Consider the following 20,501-nt stretch of genomic DNA (forward strand, 5'->3'; position numbering starts at 1 on the left):
CACATCGAGATCCGTGAAGAGGTCGCGCCGGCCGCGCGCGTAGGAGCCGAAAAGACTTACGCGCTGGATACCATCGATCCGCGACAGCAGCTCCACGATCCGCCGCGGCGCCTCGTCGAGCTTCTGCACATACGCCAGGCGTTCGCTCTCGATGCTCACTTCGCCCACGACACCTCGGAGAGATCGGCTGACGGGATGGGCAGGTCCCGCCACAGCCCCTGCACGCCCTTCTTGGCCACGGCCAGGCGCGGATGCATGAAGAGCCAGACCGCCGGCGCGTCCTCCACCAGCAGTTTCTGCATCTGTACGTAGAGCTCGCGCCGGGCCTTGTCGTCGACGGTCACCTCCGAGGTCTTGAAGAGCTCCTGGAACTTGGGGCTGTCGTAGCGGAAATAGTACTTCGGGTTGGCGTAGTTGCTGATGTCCCAGGACTCGGCGTGCCCGATGATCGTCAGGTCGTAGTCGGCCTCGCGCCACACCCGCGACAGCCACTGGCCCCACTCGATCTGCTCGATCTTCACCCTGACCCCGACCTTCTGGAGGTGGTTGGCGATGATCTCGCCCGCCCGGACCGTGTAGTAGTACTGGGGTGCGACCTTCAGCACCGCCTCGAAGCCGTTGGGATAGCCGGCCTCGGCCAGGAGCTTCCGGGCCTTGTCCGGGTCGTAGGGCATCGCGTTGGCGAGGTCCACGAAGTAGGGGTTGAGCGGGTCGACGTTCGTGCCCAGGAGCTTGCCCATCCCGAACATCGCGCCCGTGAGCACCTCCGGCCTGTCGATCGCGTGGGTGAGGGCCCGGCGCACGCGGACGTCGGTGAAGGGCTTGCGCGAGTTGTTCATGGCCAGGATCACGTCATTGGTCGTGTCCCCGACGATCACGTTGAAGCGCGCGTCCCTCTGGAGCTCCGTCACGTGCTCGGGGCCCAACCCGAAGAGGGAGGCGTCGATGTCGCCCGCCTTGAGCGCCGCCAGCGCGGCGTTGGGGTCGGAGATGAAGCGGAACGTCACGCGGTCGAGCCTGGGGAGCCCCTTGACGTGGTAATCGGGGCTCTTGACGAGGACGATGCGGTCGCCGCGCACCCACTCGCCGACCCGGTAGGGGCCGGTGCCGATGGGCGCGCTCTTGAGTGTGTCCACCGCCTCCGGCGGATAGATGACCGAGCCCTGACGGGCCAGGTTGAGGAGGAAATTGGCGTTCGGGCTCTTGAGCGAGAACGTGACCGTGTAGTCGTCCTTGACGATGATGTCGCCGATCGCCGCGTAGTAGCCCGGGTACGGATGCTTCGTCTCCGGGTTCATCGCGCGCTCGATGACGGCTTTCACGTCGGCGGCTCTGAGCTCGCGGCCGTTATGGAAGCGGACGCCGCGCTTGAGGAAGAAGGTGTAGTGGCGGCTGTCGGCGGTGTGCCAGCGCTCGGCCAGCCACGGCACCAGCTTGCCGTGACGGTCCACCTTCACCAGGCACTCCTGGACGTTGTAGAGGACGACCGCCGCCGTCGCCGAGGCGGGCGTGGCGGTGAGGTCGAGGCCGGGCGGCTCCGTGGCCGCCTGGACCACGAGCCCCGTCGGCGCCGCGGCCCCGGCACCGGCGAAGCTCCCGGCCAGCGCGGCCAGCCCGACCAGCAGGATCGTTCGACGCATCAGGCCATTCCCCGGAAGTAGTCGACCGCGCGCCGCAAGCCCTCGTCGAAGCCCACGGCCGGGGCGTAACCGAGCAGGCGCTTGGCCTTGTCGATGTCGGCCAGCGTGTGGGGGACGTCGCCCGGGCGCGCCGGGGTGTGGCGCCGCTCGAGCCGCCGCCCCAGCAGCGCCTCCAGCCGGGCGATGATGTCGAGCAGGGACACGCGGGCGCCGCAACCGACGTTGAAGACCTCGCCCCCCACACCCTCGGCGCGCGCGGCCAGCAGATTGGCCTCCACCACGTTGTCGATGTAGGTGAAGTCGCGCGACTGGGTGCCATCGCCGTGCACCTCGAGCGGCTCGCTCTGGAGTCCCCAGAGGATGAACCGCGGAATCACCGCCGCGTACTCGGACTGGGGGTCCTGCCGGGGGCCGAAGACGTTGAAGTAGCGGAGGCCGATGGTCTCCACGCCGTAGAGGCGGCTCCAGACCGTGGCGTACTGCTCGCCGGCCGCCTTGGAGACCGCATAGGGCGAGATCGGCGCGGGCGGCTGATCCTCGCGCTTGGGCAGGTCGGGCCGGTCGCCGTAGACGGAGGACGAGGACGCGTAGACCACCCGGCGTACGCGCGCGCGGCGGGCCGCTTCCAGGACGTTGAGGGTGCCGCCGACGTTGTGCTCGTTCGCCCCCAGCGGATCCTTCACCGAGCGGGGCACCGAGCGCATCGCCGCCTGGTGGAAGACGACGCGGGCGCCCGCCGCCGCCCGCTCCACCGCCGGCAGATCGCGGATGTCGCCTTCGATAATCTCCAGCGCGCGCCCGGCGCGGGTGGCGAACGGGAGGTTCGTGCGGGCGCCGCTGGAAAAGTTGTCGAGCACGCGGACCCGATGGCCGTCGGCGAGCAGCCGCTCGACGACGTGCGAGCCGATGAAGCCCGCGCCGCCGGTGACGAGATAGAGCGATTTCACCCGCCGATTGTAGCACTCCCGGCCCAGCGCAATGGCGCCTCGGGCGCGCGCAATACTCGGACGTGGCGACAGACACATGTACAATCACGATGGTGCGCGAACGTCACACCCACCTTCAAGGAGGGACGATTGAGTCCATCAGAGGTCGACGCGGTGATTCAAGACGTTCGACTCGAGCTCTGGCGCGATAATTTTGCGGGCGCCCTGGAGATCCTCGAAACGGCCAACCGCCGGCACCCGGACCCACTGCTCGCCGCCGAGGCCGGGGAAATCCGCTCGTGGCTCAATCACCTCCGGACGCGAGAAGCGTACGTCACCGCCTACGAGCGGTATTACCGGACGGTCAGGCAACCCACCGGCTTCAAGCGCCTCGATCGGGAGCTCCGGACGTTCCTGGGGCGCCGGACACGGAAGATGGTCGAGCGCACGGCCAGGCACCCCGAGTTCTTGCTCCTCGAACGGGAAGTGCTGGCGCTACGCCCGGCGAGGGCTCTGGACGCCGGCTGCGGGGAAGGACGCATCGCCCTGACCATCGGGGCCCGCCATCCCCAGACGCGGGTCGACGGGATCGAGATATCGACGACCAACGTCGACATCGCCAGAAAACTCAACAGGTTTCCCAATGTCACCTTCCACCACGGACTTCTCGAGGAGGTCGAGCGGTGGTGCCCGCCGGGCTCAGTCGACCTGGCGTACGCGTTCGCCGTGCTCGAGCACGTCCGGGACGTGGACGGAGTCGTCAACGGCATTCTTCAGAGTCTCCGTCCCGGCGGCCGCTTCTGTTTCGTGGTCCCGATGAACGAATTCATCATCACCGGCCCCATTCCCCCCTTCCACCCCCACGATGGCGTCGCCGGCCACGTGCGGGCGTTCACCGAGGCCGGCCTTCGGGGGCGCTTCGGCGGCTACAAGGACTTCGTCCTGGAGAAGGTTCCGGCGGAGAGGTGGCGGGTCGGCACCTATCCACCCTGCTTCGCTCCGAGGGAGTTCGGGTCCTTCTTCGTGGCCTTCTCGAAATCTTGACCGCGCCCTGCTCGGAGGTTGACTCCTGTTGAAAGCGCCCACCCGACCGGCTTAGACTAAGCGCCGCTGTCTGGGAGCAGGTCCGGCGCGCAGCCGGGGAGGCGTCGTGCGGATGTTCGGCCCATACTATCCGGTCTTCCCCCTCGACGATCTCTGAGAGAGGAGCGCGATGGAGACCCGTAGTATCGTCCGGGCCGGAACCATTTTCGCCGCCGGCATGCTGGCCGGGGCGGGCGCGCTCGCGGCGGCACCAGCGGCGCCGCGCATGAGCGCCCAGGTCGTCCTGAATATCGCCACCGACGAGCTGCGCTGGAAGCGGACCAACGTGCGCGTCAACGTCGACACGTGGGAGCCGGGCTCGGAGACGGGACGGCACGAGCACCCCGGGCCGGCCCTTCTCTATATCCTCGAGGGTGAGGTGGAAGAGCTGCGGGAGGGAGGCACTCGCACCCTCAGGCCGGGCCAGGTCGTCTGGAACCGCGGCCGGACGCCCCACAACGTCCGCAACCGGAGCGACCGCCCGGCCCGGGCGCTGGCCGTCCACCTCGATCCCGGCCAATAGGCGAACCCGGCCATGGCGAGCAAGCCGCAGTACGAGGTGATCGTCCTCAAGAACGTGATGGTCCCCATGCGCGACGGGGTCCATCTCGCCGCCGACGTCTATGTGCCCTCGCGGGGCGGGCGCCCGCCGGGGCCCGGTCAGCTCGCGGACACGCCGCTGCCGGCGCTCCTGGAGCGGACGCCGTACTCCAAGGACAACCCCGAGCGCGCGGAGCTCAACGGCCTCTGGTACGCCGAGCGCGGCTACGTGGTCGTCCTCCAGGACGTACGGGGCCGCTATCGCTCCGAGGGCCAGTTCAACTTCCTCGTCCAGGAGGCGGAGGACGGCTACGACACGATCGAGTGGGTCGCGCGCCAACCGTGGTGCGACGGCAAGGTCGGCACGCTCGGCCTCTCCTACGCCGGTTGGACGCAGGTGACGGCCGCCGCGCTCGCCCCGCCCCACCTGGCGGCCATGTGGGTCGATGAGGCCGGCGCCAACGCCTACACCTCGACCGTGCGGCACAACGGCGCCTTCGAGATGCGCTTCCTCTGCTGGGCGCTGTGGCAGGGGGCCAAGTCGCGCGAGGCCAAGGCCGATCCCGCCCTGGAGCGCGCGCTGGGAGCGGTGAACGTGCGCGAGTGGCTCACCCGCATGCCGCTCAAGCGCGGCGCCTCGCCGCTCGCGCTCATCCCCGCCTACGAGGAGTGGGCGTTCGCCCTCGGCACCCGCGGCGACCACGACGCCTTCTGGGAGCAGCCCGGCTTCGACATCGAGCGTCACTGGGACCGCGCGGCCGACTGCCCGATGGTCTTCACCAGCGGCTGGTACGACTCCTACACGCGGGCGGCGCTCGAGAACTTCGTGGGGCTGGGGACGCGCAAGCGCGGGCCGGTCACCGCGATCATGGGGCCGTGGACCCATGGCGTCAAACAGCTCGGCCTCACCGGCGCCGGCGACGTCGAGTTCGGCCCCGAGGCGGCGCTCGATCACAACGAGGAGCGCCTGGCCTTCTTCGACCAGGCGCTCAAGGGCATCCCCAACGGCCGGCGGGAACGGGCGCCGCTCCGGCTCTTCGTGATGGGCGGCGGGTCGGGCCGGCGCACCGCGGGGGGGCGCCTGGACCACGGTGGCCGGTGGCGCGAGGAGCGGCAGTGGCCGCTTCCGCGCGCGCGGTTCACCGACTACTTCCTGCAGCGCGGCGGCCGGCTGGCGCCGACCCCGCCCACCGTCGGCGAGGCCGGGAGCCGCTTCGTCTTCGATCCGCGCCATCCGGTGCCGACGATCGGCGGCAACATGTCGTCGCTGGTGGGGCTGATGCCGCGTCCGGCCGGCGCGCCCGAGATTCCCGTGGAGGAGCGCGAGCGCGACATCATTGGCATCCCCGGCGCCTTCGACCAGCGCGAGGATCCCCGCTTCTTCGGCTGCGGGCCGCCCTACCTGCCGCTCGGCTCGCGGCCCGACGTGCTCGTGTGGCAGACCGAGCCGCTGGCGCGGGACCTCGAGGTGAGCGGCCCGGTGACGGTCACCGTCTGGGTCTCGTCGGACGCGCCCGATACCGACATCACGGCGAAGCTGATCGACGTCTATCCGCCGAGCGCCGACTACCCTCAAGGCTTCGCCATGAACCTGACCGACTCCATCCTGCGCCTCCGCTACCGCCAGGGCGGCGCCCCCGCGCTCCTCACGCCGGGCAAGATCTACGAGTGCACCGTCCCGCTCTACCCGACCTCCAACCTCTTCCGGGCCGGCCACCGCATCCGTCTGGACGTGTCCTCGTCGAACTATCCCCGGTTCGACGTGAACCCGAACACGGGCGATCCGCTGTGGGCCAGCGCCGTCACTCGGGTCGCGATGAACACGATCCACCACGACGCCGGGCATCCGTCCCGGGTGACGCTTCCCCTGATCGAGATCTGAGGAGACCAGCCATGCCGTCCTCCGCTTTCAGCGCTGCCGACTTCAAGGTCTTCGACGTGAAGGGGTTTCAGGCGCGGATGAGCGAGATCCGGGGCCGCGTCCGCCCCAAGCTCGAGGCGCTCGGGCACAGCCTGGCGCCGGCCATCCAGCGCACGACCGGCGAGGCGACGTTCGCCCACGTCGCCAAGCACGCGCGGCGGACCGTCAACCCGCCCCACGACACCTGGGTGGCGTTCACCTCCAACGAGCGGGGCTACAAGAAGCACCCGCACTTCAAGGTCGCCGTCTCGCGCGGCTGCATGCGGTTGCTCTTCGAGATCGGTCCCGAGCACGCCGACAAGAAGCGCTGGGCGGCGGCCTGGAAGCGGAGCGCGCCGAAGCTGACCCCCGTCCTTCGCCGCGTGAAGGGCCTGGCCTGGTTCAAGAACGAGCACGACGAGGAGGCGGCCGCCGCCCTGAGCGACATGAGCCCGGAGCAGCTGGCCGAGCTCGCCGACGAGCTGACGCGCACCCGCGACGGCCAGTTCGTCGTCGGGCGCGTCGTCCTCGCCAGCGACGCCGCCCACTGGACCGAGGCCCAGTACCGCGAGGCCGCGCTCGAGACCTTCCGGGCGCTGGCCCCTCTCTACCGTCTGCGCTGAGCGCGTGGCCAGCGCCGGGGTGGTCTTCGACATGGACGGCGTCCTCGTCGATTCCGGCGCCTACCACCGCGCCGCCTGGCAGGCCCTCCTCGCCGAGCTGGGTGTGCCGCTGCCGCCCGAGTTCTGGCGCTGCACGATCGGCCGTCCGGCGGAGGAGGCCGTGGCGCGCCTGCTGGGCCGCGCGCTGTCGCCGGCCCAGGCCCGCGACCTCGGCCGGCGGAAGCACGAACACTACGAGAGGCTGGCTGGCCAGGCGTTGCCGGCGATTCCGGGCGCCCCGAAGTTCGTCGAGACGCTCGTGCGGAGCGGCGTGCCGAGGGCCGTCGCCAGCTCGGCGCGGCGCGCGGACGTCATCAGGCTCCTGGGCGACCTGGGGCTGCTGCGTCACTTCGAGATCGTCGTGACCGCCGACGACGTGAGGCAAGGCAAGCCCGATCCCGAGGTGTACGTGCGCGCGGCGCGAGGGCTCCGGATCCCGCCCGACGAATGCCTGGTCTTCGAGGACTCGCTGGTGGGCGTCCAGGCCGCCCGCGGGGCCGGCATGCGCGTGATCGGGATCGCCACCGCCCACACGGAGGCCGAGCTGCTCGGCGCCGGCGCCGAGCGGGTGATCGCGAACTTCGAGGGATGCGCATGGCCACTGTGAGCGCGCCCGAGTTCTGGGACGACCTCTACCAGCGCGGCGGCGACGGCTGGGAGATGGGCGAGCCTCACCCGTCGCTGGTGCACGTCGTCGACACGACGCCGCCCCCGCGCGGGCGCGTGGCCGTGCCGGGCTGCGGGCGCGGTCACGACGCCCGCTTCCTGGCCAGCCACGGCTACGACGTCGTCGGCTTCGACTTCGCCGACGCGGCGGTGGCGGAGGCGCGGCGCCTGGCGCGTGCCGCCGGTGCCGCCACCTTCGAGCAGCGGGATATCTTCACCCTGCCGCGAGACTGGACCAACGCCTTCGACGGCGTGTGGGAGTACACGTGCTTCTGCGCCATCGACCCCCGCCGGCGCGCCGAGTACGTGCGGACGATGGCGGCCATCCTGAAGCCGGGCGGCTGGTTCCTGGCCTGCTTCTTTCCCATCCGGATCGGCGGCGGCGGTCCGCCGTTCCCGGTGGCCCGGGGGGAGGTCCGCCGCCTCCTGGCCCCGCAGTTCAGGATCGAGCGCGCGCTCCCGCCTCCGCGGCCGGTCCAGCGGCGCGCCGGCCAGGAATGGCTGGTCTACGCCGTGAAGACCGGCGGGCCCGCCTGACGGTGGACGCTCGGGGGGGTGCGTGTTAACGTTACGGGCACTTTCAGCCCCGGGGAGGTACCGTCGCATGAAACCATTGCGCGTCCTGTTGGCGCTCGCTCTCGTCGCGGCCGTCGCGGTAATCACCGCCCCGCCGCCTACGGTCGACGCGCAGGGTCAGACGATCAAGGTCGGCGTGCTCTACGACCACACGGGTCCTTTCTCCGCCGCCAGCGCGATGAACAACTGGCGCGGCGCCAAGATGATCATCGACTACTTCAACGAGCGCGGCGGGGTGATGGGCAAGTACAAGATCGTCCAGGTTGACGGCGACAGCCAGTCGAAGGCCGAGGTCGCTATCAACGAGGCCGAGCGGCTCCTGAACGTGGAAAAGGTCGACATCCTCGCCGGCGTCTACTCCAGCGCCCACGCCGTCCCCCTCGCCGAGAAGGTGGACCGGCAGAAGAAGTTCCTCTGGATCACCACCGCCATCTCGTCCAAGGTCTTCGACGGCCGCAACCTCCAGTACACGTTCCGGCCGCAGCCGACCGGCGTGCAGTTCGGCGAGCTGTCCGTGCAGTACATCGTCGACAACTCGAAGGACAGACTGAAGAAGGACCCGAAAGATCTGCGCATCGCGATCATCTACGAGGACGGACCCTACGGCTCCGACGTCGCGCTCGGCAACGAGACCCGGGCGAAGGCGCGCGGCCTGAACGTCGCCCTGAAGGAGGGGTACTCGGCCAGCGCGCCCGACCTCTCCGCGCTCGTGACCAAGCTGCGGGCCGCGCGGCCCGACATCCTCTACCACACCGGGTACAACCCTGACATCTCGCTGTTCCTGCGGCAAGCCAAGGAGCAGGGCCTCCGGGTCAAGGCATACATCGGCCACGGCGCCGGTCACAGCCAGCTCGACAAGCTGAAAGAAGCCTTCGGCAAGGACGTGGACTTCTTCCACACGGTGGACCCGATCGCCTCCCAGCTCATCGACCCGAAGAAGCTCAAGCCGGGCGTCGGCGAAATGACCGCGGAGATGGTGCGGCGCTTCCAGGCCCAGTTCGACAGGAACATGCCGGTCGAGGCGATCGCTCCGCACGTGTCGATGGGCTTCAACAACCTGTGGATCCTCTTCAACGACGTGGTGCCGCGCGCCATCCAGAAACACGGCGGCTTGAGCCCCGAAGCGCTCGCGAAGGCGGCGCGCGAGACGGACATCCCCGAGGGCGGCACGATGCAAGGCTATGGCGTGAAGTTCCACCCGCCGGGTCACCGGTTCGCGGGCCAGAACGAGCGCGCGTTCCCGGCCGTCTTCCAGGTGATCGAAGGCAAGTTCGGCCTCGTCTATCCCAAGACCGTAGCGACCGCTCAACCGGTGCTGCCGCTGCCGGCGTCCTCGCCGTTTGCGGCACGTTAAAGTGGGAGGGGGCCTCGACGGCCCCCTCCCAAACCTCCCCCAGGTATCGGATTGCGCCGGCTCCGCCGGCGCTCGAACGCGCGCGTTCCCCACGTGAGGCGATGCTGACGGTCAATGGGTTGACGAAGAGGTTTGGAGGGTTCATCGCGCTCGGCGGCGTCTCCTTCGAGGTGAGGGAGGGCGAGATCCTCGGCCTGATCGGACCCAACGGCTCCGGCAAGACGACCGCGTTCAACTGCATCGCCGGCGCCCTCAGCCCCACCGCCGGCACCATCTCGTTCCGGGGCGAGGACATCACGAGGCTCACGCCCGACGCCGTCTGTCACCGCGGCATCGCGCGGACGTTCCAGATCCCCCGGCCCTTCCGCAAGCTCACCATCCTCGAAAACGTCGCGGTCGCCGCCCACTACGGCGCCGCCCGGCCCACCACCGAGGAGGAAGCGCGCCAGCGGGCCCGCGACGTGCTGGCGCTGGTGGGGCTGTCGACCGATCCGCACGCGTCCCCCACCCTGCTGGGCGCCGGCGGGCTCAAGAAGCTCGAGCTGGCGCGGGCACTGGCGACGCGCCCCCGGCTCCTCCTGGCCGACGAGAGCCTGGGCGGTCTCGATCTCGCGGAGATGGCGAGCGCCGCCGACATGCTGCGGCGCGTCCGCGGCGAGCTGGGCATCACCATCGTCTGGGTCGAGCACATCATGGCGACGCTCATGCGCGTGGTCGATCGCGTGGTCGTGCTCGACCACGGCGAGAAGATCGCCGAGGGCAAGCCGCTCGAGGTCGCGGAGGATCCCCGGGTCGTCGAGGCGTATCTCGGCGAGAAGATCGTGCTGGCATGACGCGCTCTCGGGGCTGCGCCGGCGGGGCCTGTCGGGGTCGCGGCCCCCATTCGGCATCGCTGTTGGCGACTGACGTTGCGGGCGGCGGCCGATCGACGCGCGCATCTCAGGCTTGTGTTCTCACCCGCCCGCGCGCGCGGTTCGACAGGCTGCTGGCGAATGGGGGCCGCTCCCCCGCCACCCGCAGGCGTGACCCCAACTCTCGTCTGCCAGCTCGATCCCCCGTCGTGGCACACCCCGACGATCCGGGAAGTCGCGATGCTTGAGCTACGGGACGTGACGGCGGGGTATGGACAGTTCACGGCGCTGTGGGACGTGCGGCTCCGCGTGGCTCGCGGCGAGGCGGTCGCCGTCGTCGGCCCCAACGGCGCCGGCAAGACCACGCTGATGCGCGTCATCTCCGGGCTCATCCCGCCCCGCGCGGGCGAGCTCATCTTCGAGGGCCAGTCGCTGGCCGGCCGCCCCGCCCACGACATCGTCGCTCACGGCATCGCGCACGTGCCCGAGGGACGGCGGATCTTCCCCGCCCTCACGGTCGGCGACAATCTCCGGATGGGCGCGTTCCTGCCCGCCGCCCGCCAGGCGTTCCCCGAGAGCCTGGCCCGCGTCTACGACCTGTTCCCGGCGCTGGCCGAGCGTGGGAGGCAGCGCGCCGGCAGCCTCTCCGGCGGCGAGCAGCAGATGCTGGCGATCGGCCGGGCTCTGATGTCGCGCCCGAAGCTGATCCTGCTCGACGAGCCCTCGATGGGCCTGGCCCCGGTCATGGTCCTGCGCCTCTTCGACCTCATCCGCCGGATACGCGAGGAGGGCTACACCATCCTGGTGGTCGAGCAGAACGTCCGGCAGGTGCTGAAGCTGGTGGATCGCGCCTACCTGCTGGAGGTCGGCCGGATCAAAATGCAAGGGCGGGCCCACGAGCTCTCCGAGCAGGATTTCGTCCGCAAAGCGTACGTCGGCCTGTGATCGACCCGATCTTCCTGGCCGAGGCGGCCATCAACGGGCTGCTGCTGGGCGGCGTGCTGGCGCTCCTGGCCCTCGGCCTCAACCTCATCTTCGGCGTCATCGATATCGTGTGGATCGCTTACGTGGACCTCGTGATGATCGCCATGTACGCCGTCTACTTCCTGGTGATGGTCTACGGCTGGCCGATCTGGCTGGCCGGGCTGGCCGCGATCGGCGTCGGCGCGCTGCTGGGGATCGGCGTGCACGTGCTGATCATCTCGCCCATCCTGGGCAGCGCGCCCGTGAACCAGCTCCTGGCCACCGGCGGCCTGCTCTTCTTCCTCCAATCGTTCGCGACGTTCCTCTGGACGACCGACCACAAGTCGGTGCGGGTGACGCTCCCGGTCATCGAGCTCGGCGGCATGTTCGTCTCCTTCGCCCGCCTCATCGCCTTCGTCATCGCGATCCTGGCCATGATCGGGCTCTACCTCTTCCTGACCCGCACCTACATCGGCACGGCCATCCGCGCGGTCGCCCAGGACCGGGAGGCGATGGCGCTCATGGGCGCCGATCCGCGGCGGGTGTACCTCGTCACCTCGGCGGTGGGCGGGGCCATGGCGGGGCTGGCGGCGGCGCTGTTGAGCATCCAGTACTCCGTGCACCCGCACTTCGGGGCGGCGTTCGGACCGATCACCTTCATGATCTGCGTGCTGGGCGGCCTGGGGAACATGGTGGGGGCGTTCGTGGCCTCGTTCATCATGAGCGAGATCATCTCGATCGGCGGGGTCACCTGGTCGACCGAGATGGGCTACGTGATCGCCTTCGCGCTCTTCATCGTGATGATGTTCGTCCGCCCGGGCGGCATCCTGACGAAACGCGAATGACTCCCGGCCGCCTGGCCGCCGTCGCCCTGCTGGCCGCGCTGGCGGCGGCGCCGTTCGTCCCCATGGGCGGGATGCGCCAGTACGTGCTGCACGTGACCATCCAGATCTTCATCTGGTCCTTCATCGGCGGCGCCTGGTCGCTCATGGGGCGCTTCGGCCTCGTCTCGCTCGGCCACGGGGCCTTCCTCGGCCTGGGGGCCTACGCGACCACGCTCCTCTGGAACTTCTACGGGCTGACGCCCTGGATCGGGACGCTGCTGGCCGTCGCCCTCACCGTCGGCTTCGCGCTCGTCGTCGCCTATCCCTGCTCGCGCTTCCGGATCCTCGGTCACTACTTTGCGCTGGTGACCCTGGCCGTCGGCGAGGTGGTCCGGCTGCTGATCATCGCCGAACGCGACTGGACCGGCGGCTCCCTGGGGCTCACGGTCAGGCCGGCCGGCGCGGACGCGAGCCTGCTGGCGATCCAGTACGCGGACAGGCGCGTCTTCTACTACGCGTCGCTGGTGGTGTGGCTGCTGGGGCTCTGGGTCTGGGCGCGGCTCGACCGGTCGATGGCCCGCTCGGCCATGGAGGCGATCGGGGAGGACGAGACGGCGGCGGCTTCGGTCGGCATCCACGTCACCCGCTTCAAGCTCGGCCTCACCGCGCTGTCGGCGGCCCTGACGGCGCTGGGCGGGGTGCTCTACGCGCAGTACTTCACGTACGTCAACCCCGATACGCTAGCCGGCATCGGCGTCTCGCTGCGGATCGTCTTCGCCGTGGTGCTGGGCGGCATGTACTCGCTGCTGGGGCCGACGGTGGGCACCGCCCTCACCATCGCGCTCTCCGAGTACCTGCGCGTGATCTTCGGGGTGAGGTTCATCGGCATGGCCGAGACGATCTACGGCCTACTCTTGGTCCTCTTCATCATCTTCCTGCCCTCCGGCATCTACGGCAGCGCCCGGAGCCTGCTGCGCCGCCGGCGGACGCTCCCGGCGTCGGCGCCGGCCTGAGGAGGGGACGATGGACAAGGAGCCTTCCAAGGCCGCCCGCGATCTCGCGGCGCAGGTCGAGCGCGACGGCGGCCGCGTGCTGGCGATCTACCAGGAGCCCGTCGGCGAGCACTGGCAGATCTTCTGCCTGCTGCCCCGGGACCGCGTGGAGGCGAGCCCCTACCAGCGCGATCTCTCGCCGGCCCACGTCAAGCGCCTGACCGAGGCCGTCCGGAAGCTGGGCCGCTTCCTCGATCCCGTCGTGGCCCTCTCCCCCCGGCCCGGCGTGTACTGGACGCCCAACGGCAACCACCGGCGGATGGTGCTCGAGAAGCTCAAGGCCGAGCATCTGCCGGCCATCCTGGTCGTCGAGCCCGAGGTCGGCTACCAGATCCTGCCGCTCAACACGGAGAAGGCGCACAACCTCAAGGAGAAGTCCTTCGAGGTGATCCGGATGTACCGCGCGCTGGCCGGGGAGCAGCCCTCCAGCACCGAGGAGAACTGGGCGTTCCAGTTCGAGTCGGCGCACTTCGTCACCCTGGGGCTCCTCTACGAGGCGAACAAGCGCTTCGCCGGCGGCGCCTTCGCCCCAGTCTTACGTCGCGTGGACAAGTTCCTCAAGCTCACCCTGCGTAAAGGGCTCGAGGAGCGGGCCGAGCGCGCCGACCTGGTGCGCGCCGCCGACGAGGCGCTGGGGGCGGTCGTGGCCAGGATCAAGAAGCGCGGGATCAACCATCCCTACGTCAAGAACTACGTCCTGGCCCGGACGACGCCGCTCACCCGCGCCCGCAAGACGCTGCCCTCCTTCGAGCAGACGTTCCGCAAGCTGCGCGAGAACATCCAAGACTTCGACGTCGGCAAGGTCCGCTACGAAGACATCCAGCGGGTGTCCATCATGATGGCCCCGGCGCCATCCGAATGAGCCTGGCCGGACGGGTGGCGATCGTCACCGGCGGCACCGGCGCCCTCGGTCAGGCGGTGACCCTCCGGCTCCTCGCCGACGGCGCCGCCGTGAGCGTCCCCTACCGCACCGACCGGGAGCACCAGGCCCTGCTGGCCCGGCTGAAGCCGGTGGAGCGCGACCGCCTTCTGAGCGCGCGCGCCGACACCACCGACCCCACCGCCGTGACCGGCTTCGTCGCCGCCGTGCTCGACCGCCACCGGCGCATCGACGTCCTCGTCGCGCTCGTCGGCGGCTTCGCCTCCGGCAGCCTGCTGGAGACGGATCGCGCGACGTGGGATCGCATGCTCCAAACGAACCTCACCAGCGTTTTCACCGTCGCCCGGGCCGTGGTGCCGTCCATGGTCGCCGCCGGCCGCGGGCGGGTCATCACCGTCGGCTCGCGCGCCGTCGTGCCGCCTGCCGGCGGCTTCATCGCCTACACCGTCGCCAAGTCGGGCGTCATCGCCTTCACCCAGGCGCTGGCCCAGGAACTGCGCGGCTCCGGCGTGACCGCCAACTGCGTGCTGCCGAGCACCATGGACACGCCCGCCAACCGCGCCGCCATGCCCGACAGCGATCGCCGGGGCTGGGTGCCGGTGGAGAGCGTCGCCGACGTCATCGCCTTCCTGGCCGGTGACGAGACCGGGCACCTCACTGGCGCCCTGCTGACAATCTGAGCGGAGGTCAACGATGGATCGCTACGACGTCGTCATCATCGGAGGGGGCGCCGCCGGGATCAACGCGCTGAAGGTGGCGCGCGATCTCCAGGCCACCGTCGCCCTCATCGACCGCGGGCCCCTCGGCGGCACCTGCATCAACCGCGGGTGAATTCCCAAGAAAGCCCTGGTCAGGGCGGGACGCGTCCACCGGCTGGCCCAGCACGCCGCCACCTTCGGAACCCGGGTGAACCCGTCGCGGCTCGACTGGCCGGTCGTCGTCGCCCGGCAGCACGAGATCGTCGCCCGGCTGCGTCCGCCCACCGACAAGCTGGAGCGCTACGGCGCGCGGGTCTGGCTGGGCGAGGCGCGCTTCCAGGACCCGCACACGCTCGCGGTCGACGGCGCGCGCGTCTACGGCGAGAAGATCATCATCGCGGCGGGCTCCGCGCCCGTGGTGCCGCCCATCGAGGGCCGCGAGCTCGGCATCACGTCCGACGAGCTGCTGTTCCTCCCGGAGTTTCCCGAGAGCCTAGTCCTGGTCGGCGCGGGCGCCATCGGCCTAGAGATGGCGGGAGCGTTCAACGACCTCGGCGCGCGGGTGACCGTCGTCGCCCGGGAGGACGAGATCCTTCCGGGCTTCGATCCCGACGTCGCCGCCTACCTGCGCGCGCTGCTCGAGGCCCAGGGCGTCGTCTTCCACCGCGGCACGCAGGTCACCGGCCTCACCGGCAAGCGCGGCGGGATCGTCACGCGCTTCGTCCAGCGTGAGGCCGCGCGCGAGGTCCGCTCGGCCGTCGTCTGCTTCGCAGTGGGCCGCCGCTGGGATCCGCGCTCGCTCGGCGCCGAGGGGCTCGGCCTCGAGACCAACCGCCTGGGGCTCAAGACCTCCCCCCATCTCAGGACGTCGGTGGCCCACGTCTACGCGGCCGGCGACGCCGCCGGCAACGTCCAGCTCACGCCCACGGCCGCCCACGAGGGCCGCGTGGCCGCCCAGAACGCGGTGCAGGGCGACCGCGTGACGCCCGACCTCTCGGTCGTGCCCCAGACCATCTTCACCACGCCGGAGGTCGCGCGCGTCGGCCTCACCCACCGCGAGGCCCAGGGCCGCGGCATCCCCTGCCACGTGGCCACCCATGATATGAAGGGCGCCTCGAATGGGGTGGCCACCGGCGAGGACGGCGGCTACCTGAAGCTCGTCTTCGAGGCGGGCACCGAGAAGATCCTCGGGGTCCAGATGGTCTCCTACGCCGCCGCCGAGCTGATCCAGTTGGCCGCCCTCGGCATCCGGGTGGGCGTCACCGCGGAGGCGCTGTCCACCCAGCTCTCGATCCATCCGAGCCAGGCCGAGCGCTTCATCAAGGTGGCCGCGCACGAGTTCCACGAAGTCTGCGAGCTCTGACCGTGTACCCACATCAGGCCGAGCGACTGACCGCGGCGCTGGACCGGGAGGGGCTGGAGGCCCTGGTGGCCACGGCGCCCGAGAATCTCTGCTACGTCACCGGATTCCGCAGCCTCATCCAGGCCAGCTATCGCGGCATGGAGCTGTTCGGGATCTTCACGCGGCGCGGGACGGGGCTGGTCGTCCCCGCCGGCGACGTGCCGGCCGCCGCCGCCGAGGGGATGGAGGTGGACCACGTCGGCTGCTACGGCCGCCTCTTCTTCGGCCCGGCCGAACGAGCCGACGAGACGGCGCGCCGCGTCCAGGAGTGGACCCGCCAGCCCGCCGCCACGGCCGCCGACGCGCTGGCCGCCGCGCTCGAGGCCCTGGGCGTGCGCCAGGGACGGGTGGGGCTCGACGAGGGCGGGCTGGGCCCGGCCGCCTGGCGGCGCATCACCGAGCGCCTGGCCGGCCTGAGCGTGATCGAGGCGGCGGCGCCCTTCGGCGCGGCCCGGATGATCAAGGGCCCGTGGGAGATCGAGTGCCTCCAGCGCGCGCTCCACATCGCCGAGGAGAGCGTCAACGCCGTCCTCCAGATGCTCGGGCCCGGCGTCACCGAGCGCGACGCGGCCCTCGTCTACCAGGCGGAGGCCGCCCAGCGCGGCGCCGAGCCGTATGCCGTGGTCCTCCTGTTCGGCGAGCGCACGGCGATCCTCGCCATCGGCCCGTCCGACCGCGCGCTGCAGATGGGCGACCTGGTGCGCTTCGACCTCGGCTGCGTGTACCAGGGTTACTACTCGCACCTCGGGCGCACCGCCGTGATGGGTGAGCCGAAGGCGCGGCAGCAGCAGGTCTGGGACGCCATGCAGCGCGGACTGGAGGCGGCGATCGACGCCATCGGGCCCGGCGTGGCGGCGGGACGGATCTTCGACGTGGCGATCGAGGCCACGCGGAAGGCGGGACTCGCCCACTACGACCGCGGCCACGTCGGCCACGCCATCGGGCTGGCAGGCTACGAGCGGCCGAAGCTCTCGCCGGGCAACGACGCGCCGGTGGAGGCGGGCATGGTGCTGCGGGTGGAGACGCCCTACTACGAGCCCGGCTGGGGTGGGCTCCATATAAAGGATACGGTCCTCGTCACCCGCGCCGGCGCCAGTGTCATGAACCGCTCGGCCCGGGGGCTCGTGGTGCTGGACTAGCCGTCCGTCGGCGAATGGCGCGAACTCACTGCGACCACTGCTCGCCGTTTCGAGCGCCGGCTCCGCCGGCGCAACCCCCACTGGGGAGGTTCGGAGGGGGCCTCGACGGCCCCCCCTCCGACCGAACTAGGCCGTCCGCACCAGCCTGAAGACGGGATGCCTCGGCGCCTCGCGCGCGAAGTCGGCCAGCGGGGCCTCGGGGGTGACGTCGAAGAACCTTCGCGTGATCGGCGTCTCGCCGAGGTACTGCTTCAGGATCGGAGCCGCCTCCTCGGGGCCGACCTCGCGGACGGCCAGGGTCTCGCGCTGGCGCCCGCGACTCAGCGTCACCCGCCCCGCCGCGCGGGCGTTCCTGACCCACGCGCGCTCGCCGTAGGGCGCGATCAACCATCGCTCTCCACCCCGCGTGAGCACGATGATGGGGATGGAGTAGAGTCGGCCGGACTTCCGGCCACGCACCGTGAGCAGGTAGAAGCGCTTGGGGGCGACGCCCAGGCGCACCGCAACGCGTACGAGCGCGTTGAGAAGTCGGCGGCCCTCCCAGAGCTGGTAGGTGTCGGCCATGCTCCCCCCGGCGGGCGCTCGCCCGGCGCCGCGCCCTGTCCAGTAAACGTCCGAATACGCCTGCCCGTCTAATCCGGCAAGCGGTGAGTTGGCCGCGCCGCAGAGGGCCTGGGGGGATAGGCTGATGGAGCGTCCACAATATGCGCCGCGGCAGATAAACTGAACGCGTGGAGCCACCCGATGAGCTGCTGTGTCGCCGCGTCGCCGAACGGGACGAGGCGGCGTTCGACCTGCTGGTTACGCGTTACCAGCAGCGGGCCTACCGTCTGGCGTGGTCCATCCTGCGCGACGCCGAGGAGGCGCGCGACATCTCCCAGGAGGCGTTCGTCCGGCTCTATCAGATGGCGGGGAGCTTCGCCGGCCGCTCCCGCTTTTCGACCTGGTTCTACCGGATCCTCGTCAACCTCTGTCTGGATCACCGCCGGCGCCGTCACTGGTGGCAGCGGTTCGTCCAGACCGGAGAGTCCGACCCGTCCGACTACGAGCCGGACCGCTCGGTTCTGGACGATCGGCCGGCCCTGACGGTAGATCCCATCGAGGCGCTGGACCGGGAGCAGAAGATGAAGCGGGTCTGGGAGGCTGTCGACACGCTCTCACCGCGGCAGCGCGCGGCGGTGCTCCTCCAGGTGCAGGAGGAGCTGCCGACCAGCGAGGTCGCCGCGGTGCTCAAGTGCTCGGAGGCCACGGTGCGCGTCCACCTTCACCGGGCGCTCGCCACGCTCAGGAAGACGGTGGGAAAAGGCTGAGATGCAACACCCGACGAGCGAACTGATCGCATACCTCAGCGGCGAGCTGGCGCCCGCCGATCGCGAGCGCGTGGACGCGCATCTCGCCGGCTGCGCCGAGTGCCGGCGCGCGCGGGACGCGTTCCGCGAGATCCTCGACGGCCTCCGGGCCTCGGCGCCGGCGCCGCCCGAGGTTCACTGGGGTCGGTGGCGCGCCGAGCTGCGGGCGAAGGTCGAGGCCCGCGGCCGTCGCCGGCGGTGGTGGCTGAGCCCGGTCCCGGTCGCGCTCTCCGCTGCGCTGGCGGGCGTGCTGCTGGTCTTCGCGTGGCAGGGAGGCGTGCGGCACGCGCCGCGCCCCGACCTGCCGTCCGTCGAGGACGTCGCCGTCGAGCAGTTCGATCTCCTCGAGGATCTCGAGCTCATCGGTCACCTCGATCGCCTGGCGCCGCAGCAGGAGGGCTAGATGGCGCGTCGCCTGGCGGGCCACCTCTGCGTCCTCGCCCTGATCTCCGGTCTCGGGCTGGCGGCGCTGGAGACCGCCTGGGCTCAGACGCCGCGCCCGGGGCTGGAGAGCCTCACGCCGGAGGAGCGGGCCGTCGCCGAGCGCAATCCGGAGCACTGGCAGCGGATGACGCCCGAGGAGCGCCAGCGGGCCGTGGAGAACTATCGCCGGTGGAAGTCCATGACCCCCGAGGAGAAGGCGCGGATCCTGCGCGACTTTCAGCGCTGGAACGCGCTGCCCGGGCAACGGCGCCAGGAGCTACAGGAGGCCTACGAGCGCTTCCAGCGGCTGCCCCCCGAGCGCCGCGAGCGGATCATGGAGCGCCTGCGCCGGTACGAATCGCTGTCGCCCGAGGAGCGCGAGCGGATCACCCGCAACTGGGAGCGCTGGCAGAAGATGCCCCCCGAGGAGCGCCAGCGGCTCCGCGAGCGCTGGCGGCAGATGACCCCCGAGGAACGCGAGCAGCTTCGCGAGCGCCACCGCCAGGAGCCCGGCGGGCAGTCCGACCGTCCCCGACCATGAGCTCCCGCGCCGCCCGCCGCCTGGGGATCGCGCGAGCGCTGCTGGCCCCCGTCGCCGGCACGACAACCGCCGCGGTGGCGCCGGCGGCGTCGGCGAGACGACGACACTCCACGTGCTCAACAGCCTGAACGCCGGGCCCGTCGTTGCGCCGGAGGGCGGCCGATGAGACTGTGGCGGCGTGACGTCGCGCGCCGAGGACTGGTTCCGCCAAGCTCTTCGTGACCTTCAGCTTGCCCGCGCCGCACTGGAGCGCGAGACGTTTGAGTGGGCGGCGTTCGCCGCGCAGCAATCAGCAGAGAAGGCGGTGAAGGCGCTGTATCAGCGGCTCGGTGGCGACGCCCGCGGTCACGCGGTGAGCCGGCTTCTCGGGGAGCTCCCACCAGGCGCCCGGCCAGGCGACGAGCTCATCGAGACGGCCAAGGAGCTCGACAAGCACTACATCACGCCCCGGTCTCCGAACTCGTACCCGGAAGGGGCGCCGATGGACTTCTACACCCGGGCCGAAGCGGAGCGGGCGATCGCAGCAGCGGAGCGAGTGATTGAGCACTGTAAGGATCACGTATTTCGATAAGGAGGCCGTCCACCGAGCGCTGCAAGAGTATGTCAGCGCCCTCGTGGAGCGCCATCCTGAATTGGAGGAGGTCATCCTCTTCGGCTCCCTCGTCGCGGGGACGCCGGTGCCGGGTAGTGACGTCGACCTCATGCTGATCCTCCGAGACAGCGACCGGCCGTTCCTCGAGCGGATCGCGCGGTTCCCGCCGTCCCGCTTCCCGGTGGACGTCGATGTCTTTCCCTACACGCGCGCCGAGATCGAGCGGATGACCGCGGAGGGTAACTGGCTCGTCCGCAGCGCCCTCCGGACCGGGCAGACGCTCTTCCGCCGCTCGGCTTAACCCCGATCCGAAATTCTTTTGGCGAGGAATGTGCGGAAACGCGGCGTCGGTAGCGGCCGTGGCCAGCGTGGGTACGTGCGCACCCACGTCCTCCTATAGAGACGCTGGCTGCGGTCGAACCATCTCCTGAACACCGCCC

Annotated in this window: 23 protein-coding genes and 1 pseudogene; 21 read left to right on the forward strand and 3 right to left on the reverse strand. The window is 70.5% G+C overall.

The window, feature by feature from the left end:
- Positions 1–155: 155 nt before the first annotated feature.
- Complete coding sequence (locus VGV13_12520; GenBank protein HEV8641917.1) at positions 156–1,640, reverse strand: ABC transporter substrate-binding protein; 1,485 nt, start codon at positions 1,638–1,640, stop codon at positions 156–158.
- On the reverse strand, positions 1,640–2,587 hold the full coding sequence (locus tag VGV13_12525; protein ID HEV8641918.1) for an SDR family oxidoreductase: 948 nt from the start codon (positions 2,585–2,587) through the stop codon (positions 1,640–1,642). The genes VGV13_12520 and VGV13_12525 overlap by 1 nt, the downstream gene beginning before the upstream one ends.
- Before the next feature lie 129 nt (positions 2,588–2,716).
- On the opposite strand from VGV13_12525, the gene VGV13_12530 reads away from it, so the two are divergent.
- The 16 genes and pseudogenes from VGV13_12530 to VGV13_12605 all read left to right on the forward strand — a co-directional run bounded on the left by VGV13_12530 (position 2,717) and on the right by VGV13_12605 (position 17,156).
- On the forward strand, positions 2,717–3,610 hold the full coding sequence (locus VGV13_12530; protein ID HEV8641919.1) for a methyltransferase domain-containing protein: 894 nt from the start codon (positions 2,717–2,719) through the stop codon (positions 3,608–3,610).
- A gap of 169 nt (positions 3,611–3,779) precedes the next feature.
- Positions 3,780–4,172 (forward strand): cupin domain-containing protein, encoded by a 393-nt coding sequence (locus VGV13_12535; GenBank protein ID HEV8641920.1) that lies wholly within the window; start codon positions 3,780–3,782, stop codon positions 4,170–4,172.
- A 12-nt stretch (positions 4,173–4,184) separates the two neighbouring features.
- Entirely contained in the window at positions 4,185–6,071 is a 1,887-nt protein-coding gene (locus VGV13_12540) for a CocE/NonD family hydrolase (GenBank protein HEV8641921.1), read from the forward strand.
- Between the two features lie 11 nt (positions 6,072–6,082).
- Positions 6,083–6,712 (forward strand): DUF1054 family protein, encoded by a 630-nt coding sequence (locus tag VGV13_12545; protein HEV8641922.1) that lies wholly within the window; start codon positions 6,083–6,085, stop codon positions 6,710–6,712.
- Positions 6,713–6,716: 4 nt separating this feature from the next.
- Positions 6,717–7,358 (forward strand): HAD family phosphatase, encoded by a 642-nt coding sequence (locus VGV13_12550; protein ID HEV8641923.1) that lies wholly within the window; start codon positions 6,717–6,719, stop codon positions 7,356–7,358.
- Positions 7,346–7,954, forward strand: a complete 609-nt coding sequence (locus VGV13_12555) for a methyltransferase domain-containing protein (GenBank protein HEV8641924.1) — start codon at positions 7,346–7,348, stop codon at positions 7,952–7,954. The genes VGV13_12550 and VGV13_12555 overlap by 13 nt, the downstream gene beginning before the upstream one ends.
- Positions 7,955–8,021: 67 nt before the next feature.
- Positions 8,022–9,347 (forward strand): ABC transporter substrate-binding protein, encoded by a 1,326-nt coding sequence (locus tag VGV13_12560; protein HEV8641925.1) that lies wholly within the window; start codon positions 8,022–8,024, stop codon positions 9,345–9,347.
- 101 nt (positions 9,348–9,448) lie between these two features.
- Entirely contained in the window at positions 9,449–10,180 is a 732-nt protein-coding gene (locus tag VGV13_12565) for an ABC transporter ATP-binding protein (protein ID HEV8641926.1), read from the forward strand.
- A 258-nt stretch (positions 10,181–10,438) separates the two neighbouring features.
- A complete protein-coding gene (locus VGV13_12570; protein HEV8641927.1) occupies positions 10,439–11,143 on the forward strand; it encodes an ABC transporter ATP-binding protein in 705 nt (234 codons plus the stop codon).
- Positions 11,143–12,006: a branched-chain amino acid ABC transporter permease gene (locus VGV13_12575; protein ID HEV8641928.1), complete on the forward strand. Its 864-nt coding sequence runs from the start codon at positions 11,143–11,145 to the stop codon at positions 12,004–12,006. Before VGV13_12570 ends, VGV13_12575 begins: the two co-directional genes overlap by 1 nt.
- Positions 12,003–12,998, forward strand: coding sequence for a branched-chain amino acid ABC transporter permease (locus VGV13_12580; GenBank protein HEV8641929.1), 996 nt, complete (start codon positions 12,003–12,005; stop codon positions 12,996–12,998). The genes VGV13_12575 and VGV13_12580 overlap by 4 nt, the downstream gene beginning before the upstream one ends.
- Positions 12,999–13,008: 10 nt before the next feature.
- Positions 13,009–13,899, forward strand: coding sequence for a chromosome partitioning protein ParB (locus VGV13_12585; protein ID HEV8641930.1), 891 nt, complete (start codon positions 13,009–13,011; stop codon positions 13,897–13,899).
- Positions 13,896–14,597 (forward strand): SDR family NAD(P)-dependent oxidoreductase, encoded by a 702-nt coding sequence (locus VGV13_12590; GenBank protein HEV8641931.1) that lies wholly within the window; start codon positions 13,896–13,898, stop codon positions 14,595–14,597. The genes VGV13_12585 and VGV13_12590 overlap by 4 nt, the downstream gene beginning before the upstream one ends.
- A 13-nt stretch (positions 14,598–14,610) precedes the next feature.
- Positions 14,611–15,546: pseudogene (locus tag VGV13_12595) on the forward strand (NAD(P)/FAD-dependent oxidoreductase).
- A 69-nt stretch (positions 15,547–15,615) separates the two neighbouring features.
- The gene (locus VGV13_12600) at positions 15,616–15,978 is read left to right on the forward strand and encodes a hypothetical protein (GenBank protein ID HEV8641932.1); all 363 of its coding nucleotides are present in this window, start codon (positions 15,616–15,618) and stop codon (positions 15,976–15,978) included.
- Between the two features lie 2 nt (positions 15,979–15,980).
- Entirely contained in the window at positions 15,981–17,156 is a 1,176-nt protein-coding gene (locus tag VGV13_12605) for a Xaa-Pro peptidase family protein (protein HEV8641933.1), read from the forward strand.
- 126 nt (positions 17,157–17,282) lie between these two features.
- Here the strand turns inward: VGV13_12605 and VGV13_12610 are convergent, their stop codons facing one another.
- Positions 17,283–17,720 carry a nitroreductase family deazaflavin-dependent oxidoreductase gene (locus tag VGV13_12610; GenBank protein ID HEV8641934.1) on the reverse strand — a complete coding sequence of 146 codons (438 nt, stop codon included), beginning with the start codon at positions 17,718–17,720 and terminating at the stop codon, positions 17,283–17,285.
- A gap of 167 nt (positions 17,721–17,887) precedes the next feature.
- On the opposite strand from VGV13_12610, the gene VGV13_12615 reads away from it, so the two are divergent.
- From VGV13_12615 to VGV13_12635, 5 genes are all read left to right on the forward strand, one after another.
- Positions 17,888–18,466, forward strand: a complete 579-nt coding sequence (locus VGV13_12615; protein ID HEV8641935.1) for a sigma-70 family RNA polymerase sigma factor — start codon at positions 17,888–17,890, stop codon at positions 18,464–18,466.
- Between the two features lies 1 nt (position 18,467).
- Positions 18,468–18,908: a zf-HC2 domain-containing protein gene (locus VGV13_12620; protein ID HEV8641936.1), complete on the forward strand. Its 441-nt coding sequence runs from the start codon at positions 18,468–18,470 to the stop codon at positions 18,906–18,908.
- Positions 18,909–19,469 (forward strand): DUF3106 domain-containing protein, encoded by a 561-nt coding sequence (locus VGV13_12625; GenBank protein ID HEV8641937.1) that lies wholly within the window; start codon positions 18,909–18,911, stop codon positions 19,467–19,469.
- A gap of 178 nt (positions 19,470–19,647) precedes the next feature.
- A complete protein-coding gene (locus VGV13_12630) occupies positions 19,648–20,040 on the forward strand; it encodes a HEPN domain-containing protein (GenBank protein HEV8641938.1) in 393 nt (130 codons plus the stop codon).
- On the forward strand, positions 20,009–20,362 hold the full coding sequence (locus VGV13_12635; protein HEV8641939.1) for a nucleotidyltransferase domain-containing protein: 354 nt from the start codon (positions 20,009–20,011) through the stop codon (positions 20,360–20,362). The genes VGV13_12630 and VGV13_12635 overlap by 32 nt, the downstream gene beginning before the upstream one ends.
- The last annotated feature ends 139 nt before the right edge of the window (positions 20,363–20,501 follow it).

This window comes from Candidatus Methylomirabilota bacterium (assembly GCA_036001065.1).
GTDB lineage: Bacteria > Methylomirabilota > Methylomirabilia > Rokubacteriales > CSP1-6 > MNEF01.

Excerpts from the sequence above, each read along its gene's own strand:
- VGV13_12520 (HEV8641917.1), bottom strand. The coding sequence starts at position 1,640 with ATGCGTCGAACGATCCTGCTGGTCGGGCTGGCCGCGCTGGCCGGGAGC.
- VGV13_12535 (HEV8641920.1), top strand. The coding sequence starts at position 3,780 with ATGGAGACCCGTAGTATCGTCCGGGCCGGAACCATTTTCGCCGCCGGC.
- VGV13_12540 (HEV8641921.1), top strand. The coding sequence starts at position 4,185 with ATGGCGAGCAAGCCGCAGTACGAGGTGATCGTCCTCAAGAACGTGATG.
- VGV13_12545 (HEV8641922.1), top strand. The coding sequence starts at position 6,083 with ATGCCGTCCTCCGCTTTCAGCGCTGCCGACTTCAAGGTCTTCGACGTG.
- VGV13_12555 (HEV8641924.1), top strand. The coding sequence starts at position 7,346 with ATGGCCACTGTGAGCGCGCCCGAGTTCTGGGACGACCTCTACCAGCGC.
- VGV13_12560 (HEV8641925.1), top strand. The coding sequence starts at position 8,022 with ATGAAACCATTGCGCGTCCTGTTGGCGCTCGCTCTCGTCGCGGCCGTC.
- VGV13_12565 (HEV8641926.1), top strand. The coding sequence starts at position 9,449 with ATGCTGACGGTCAATGGGTTGACGAAGAGGTTTGGAGGGTTCATCGCG.
- VGV13_12570 (HEV8641927.1), top strand. The coding sequence starts at position 10,439 with ATGCTTGAGCTACGGGACGTGACGGCGGGGTATGGACAGTTCACGGCG.
- VGV13_12580 (HEV8641929.1), top strand. The coding sequence starts at position 12,003 with ATGACTCCCGGCCGCCTGGCCGCCGTCGCCCTGCTGGCCGCGCTGGCG.
- VGV13_12585 (HEV8641930.1), top strand. The coding sequence starts at position 13,009 with ATGGACAAGGAGCCTTCCAAGGCCGCCCGCGATCTCGCGGCGCAGGTC.
- VGV13_12590 (HEV8641931.1), top strand. The coding sequence starts at position 13,896 with ATGAGCCTGGCCGGACGGGTGGCGATCGTCACCGGCGGCACCGGCGCC.
- VGV13_12610 (HEV8641934.1), bottom strand. The coding sequence starts at position 17,720 with ATGGCCGACACCTACCAGCTCTGGGAGGGCCGCCGACTTCTCAACGCG.
- VGV13_12620 (HEV8641936.1), top strand. The coding sequence starts at position 18,468 with ATGCAACACCCGACGAGCGAACTGATCGCATACCTCAGCGGCGAGCTG.
- VGV13_12625 (HEV8641937.1), top strand. The coding sequence starts at position 18,909 with ATGGCGCGTCGCCTGGCGGGCCACCTCTGCGTCCTCGCCCTGATCTCC.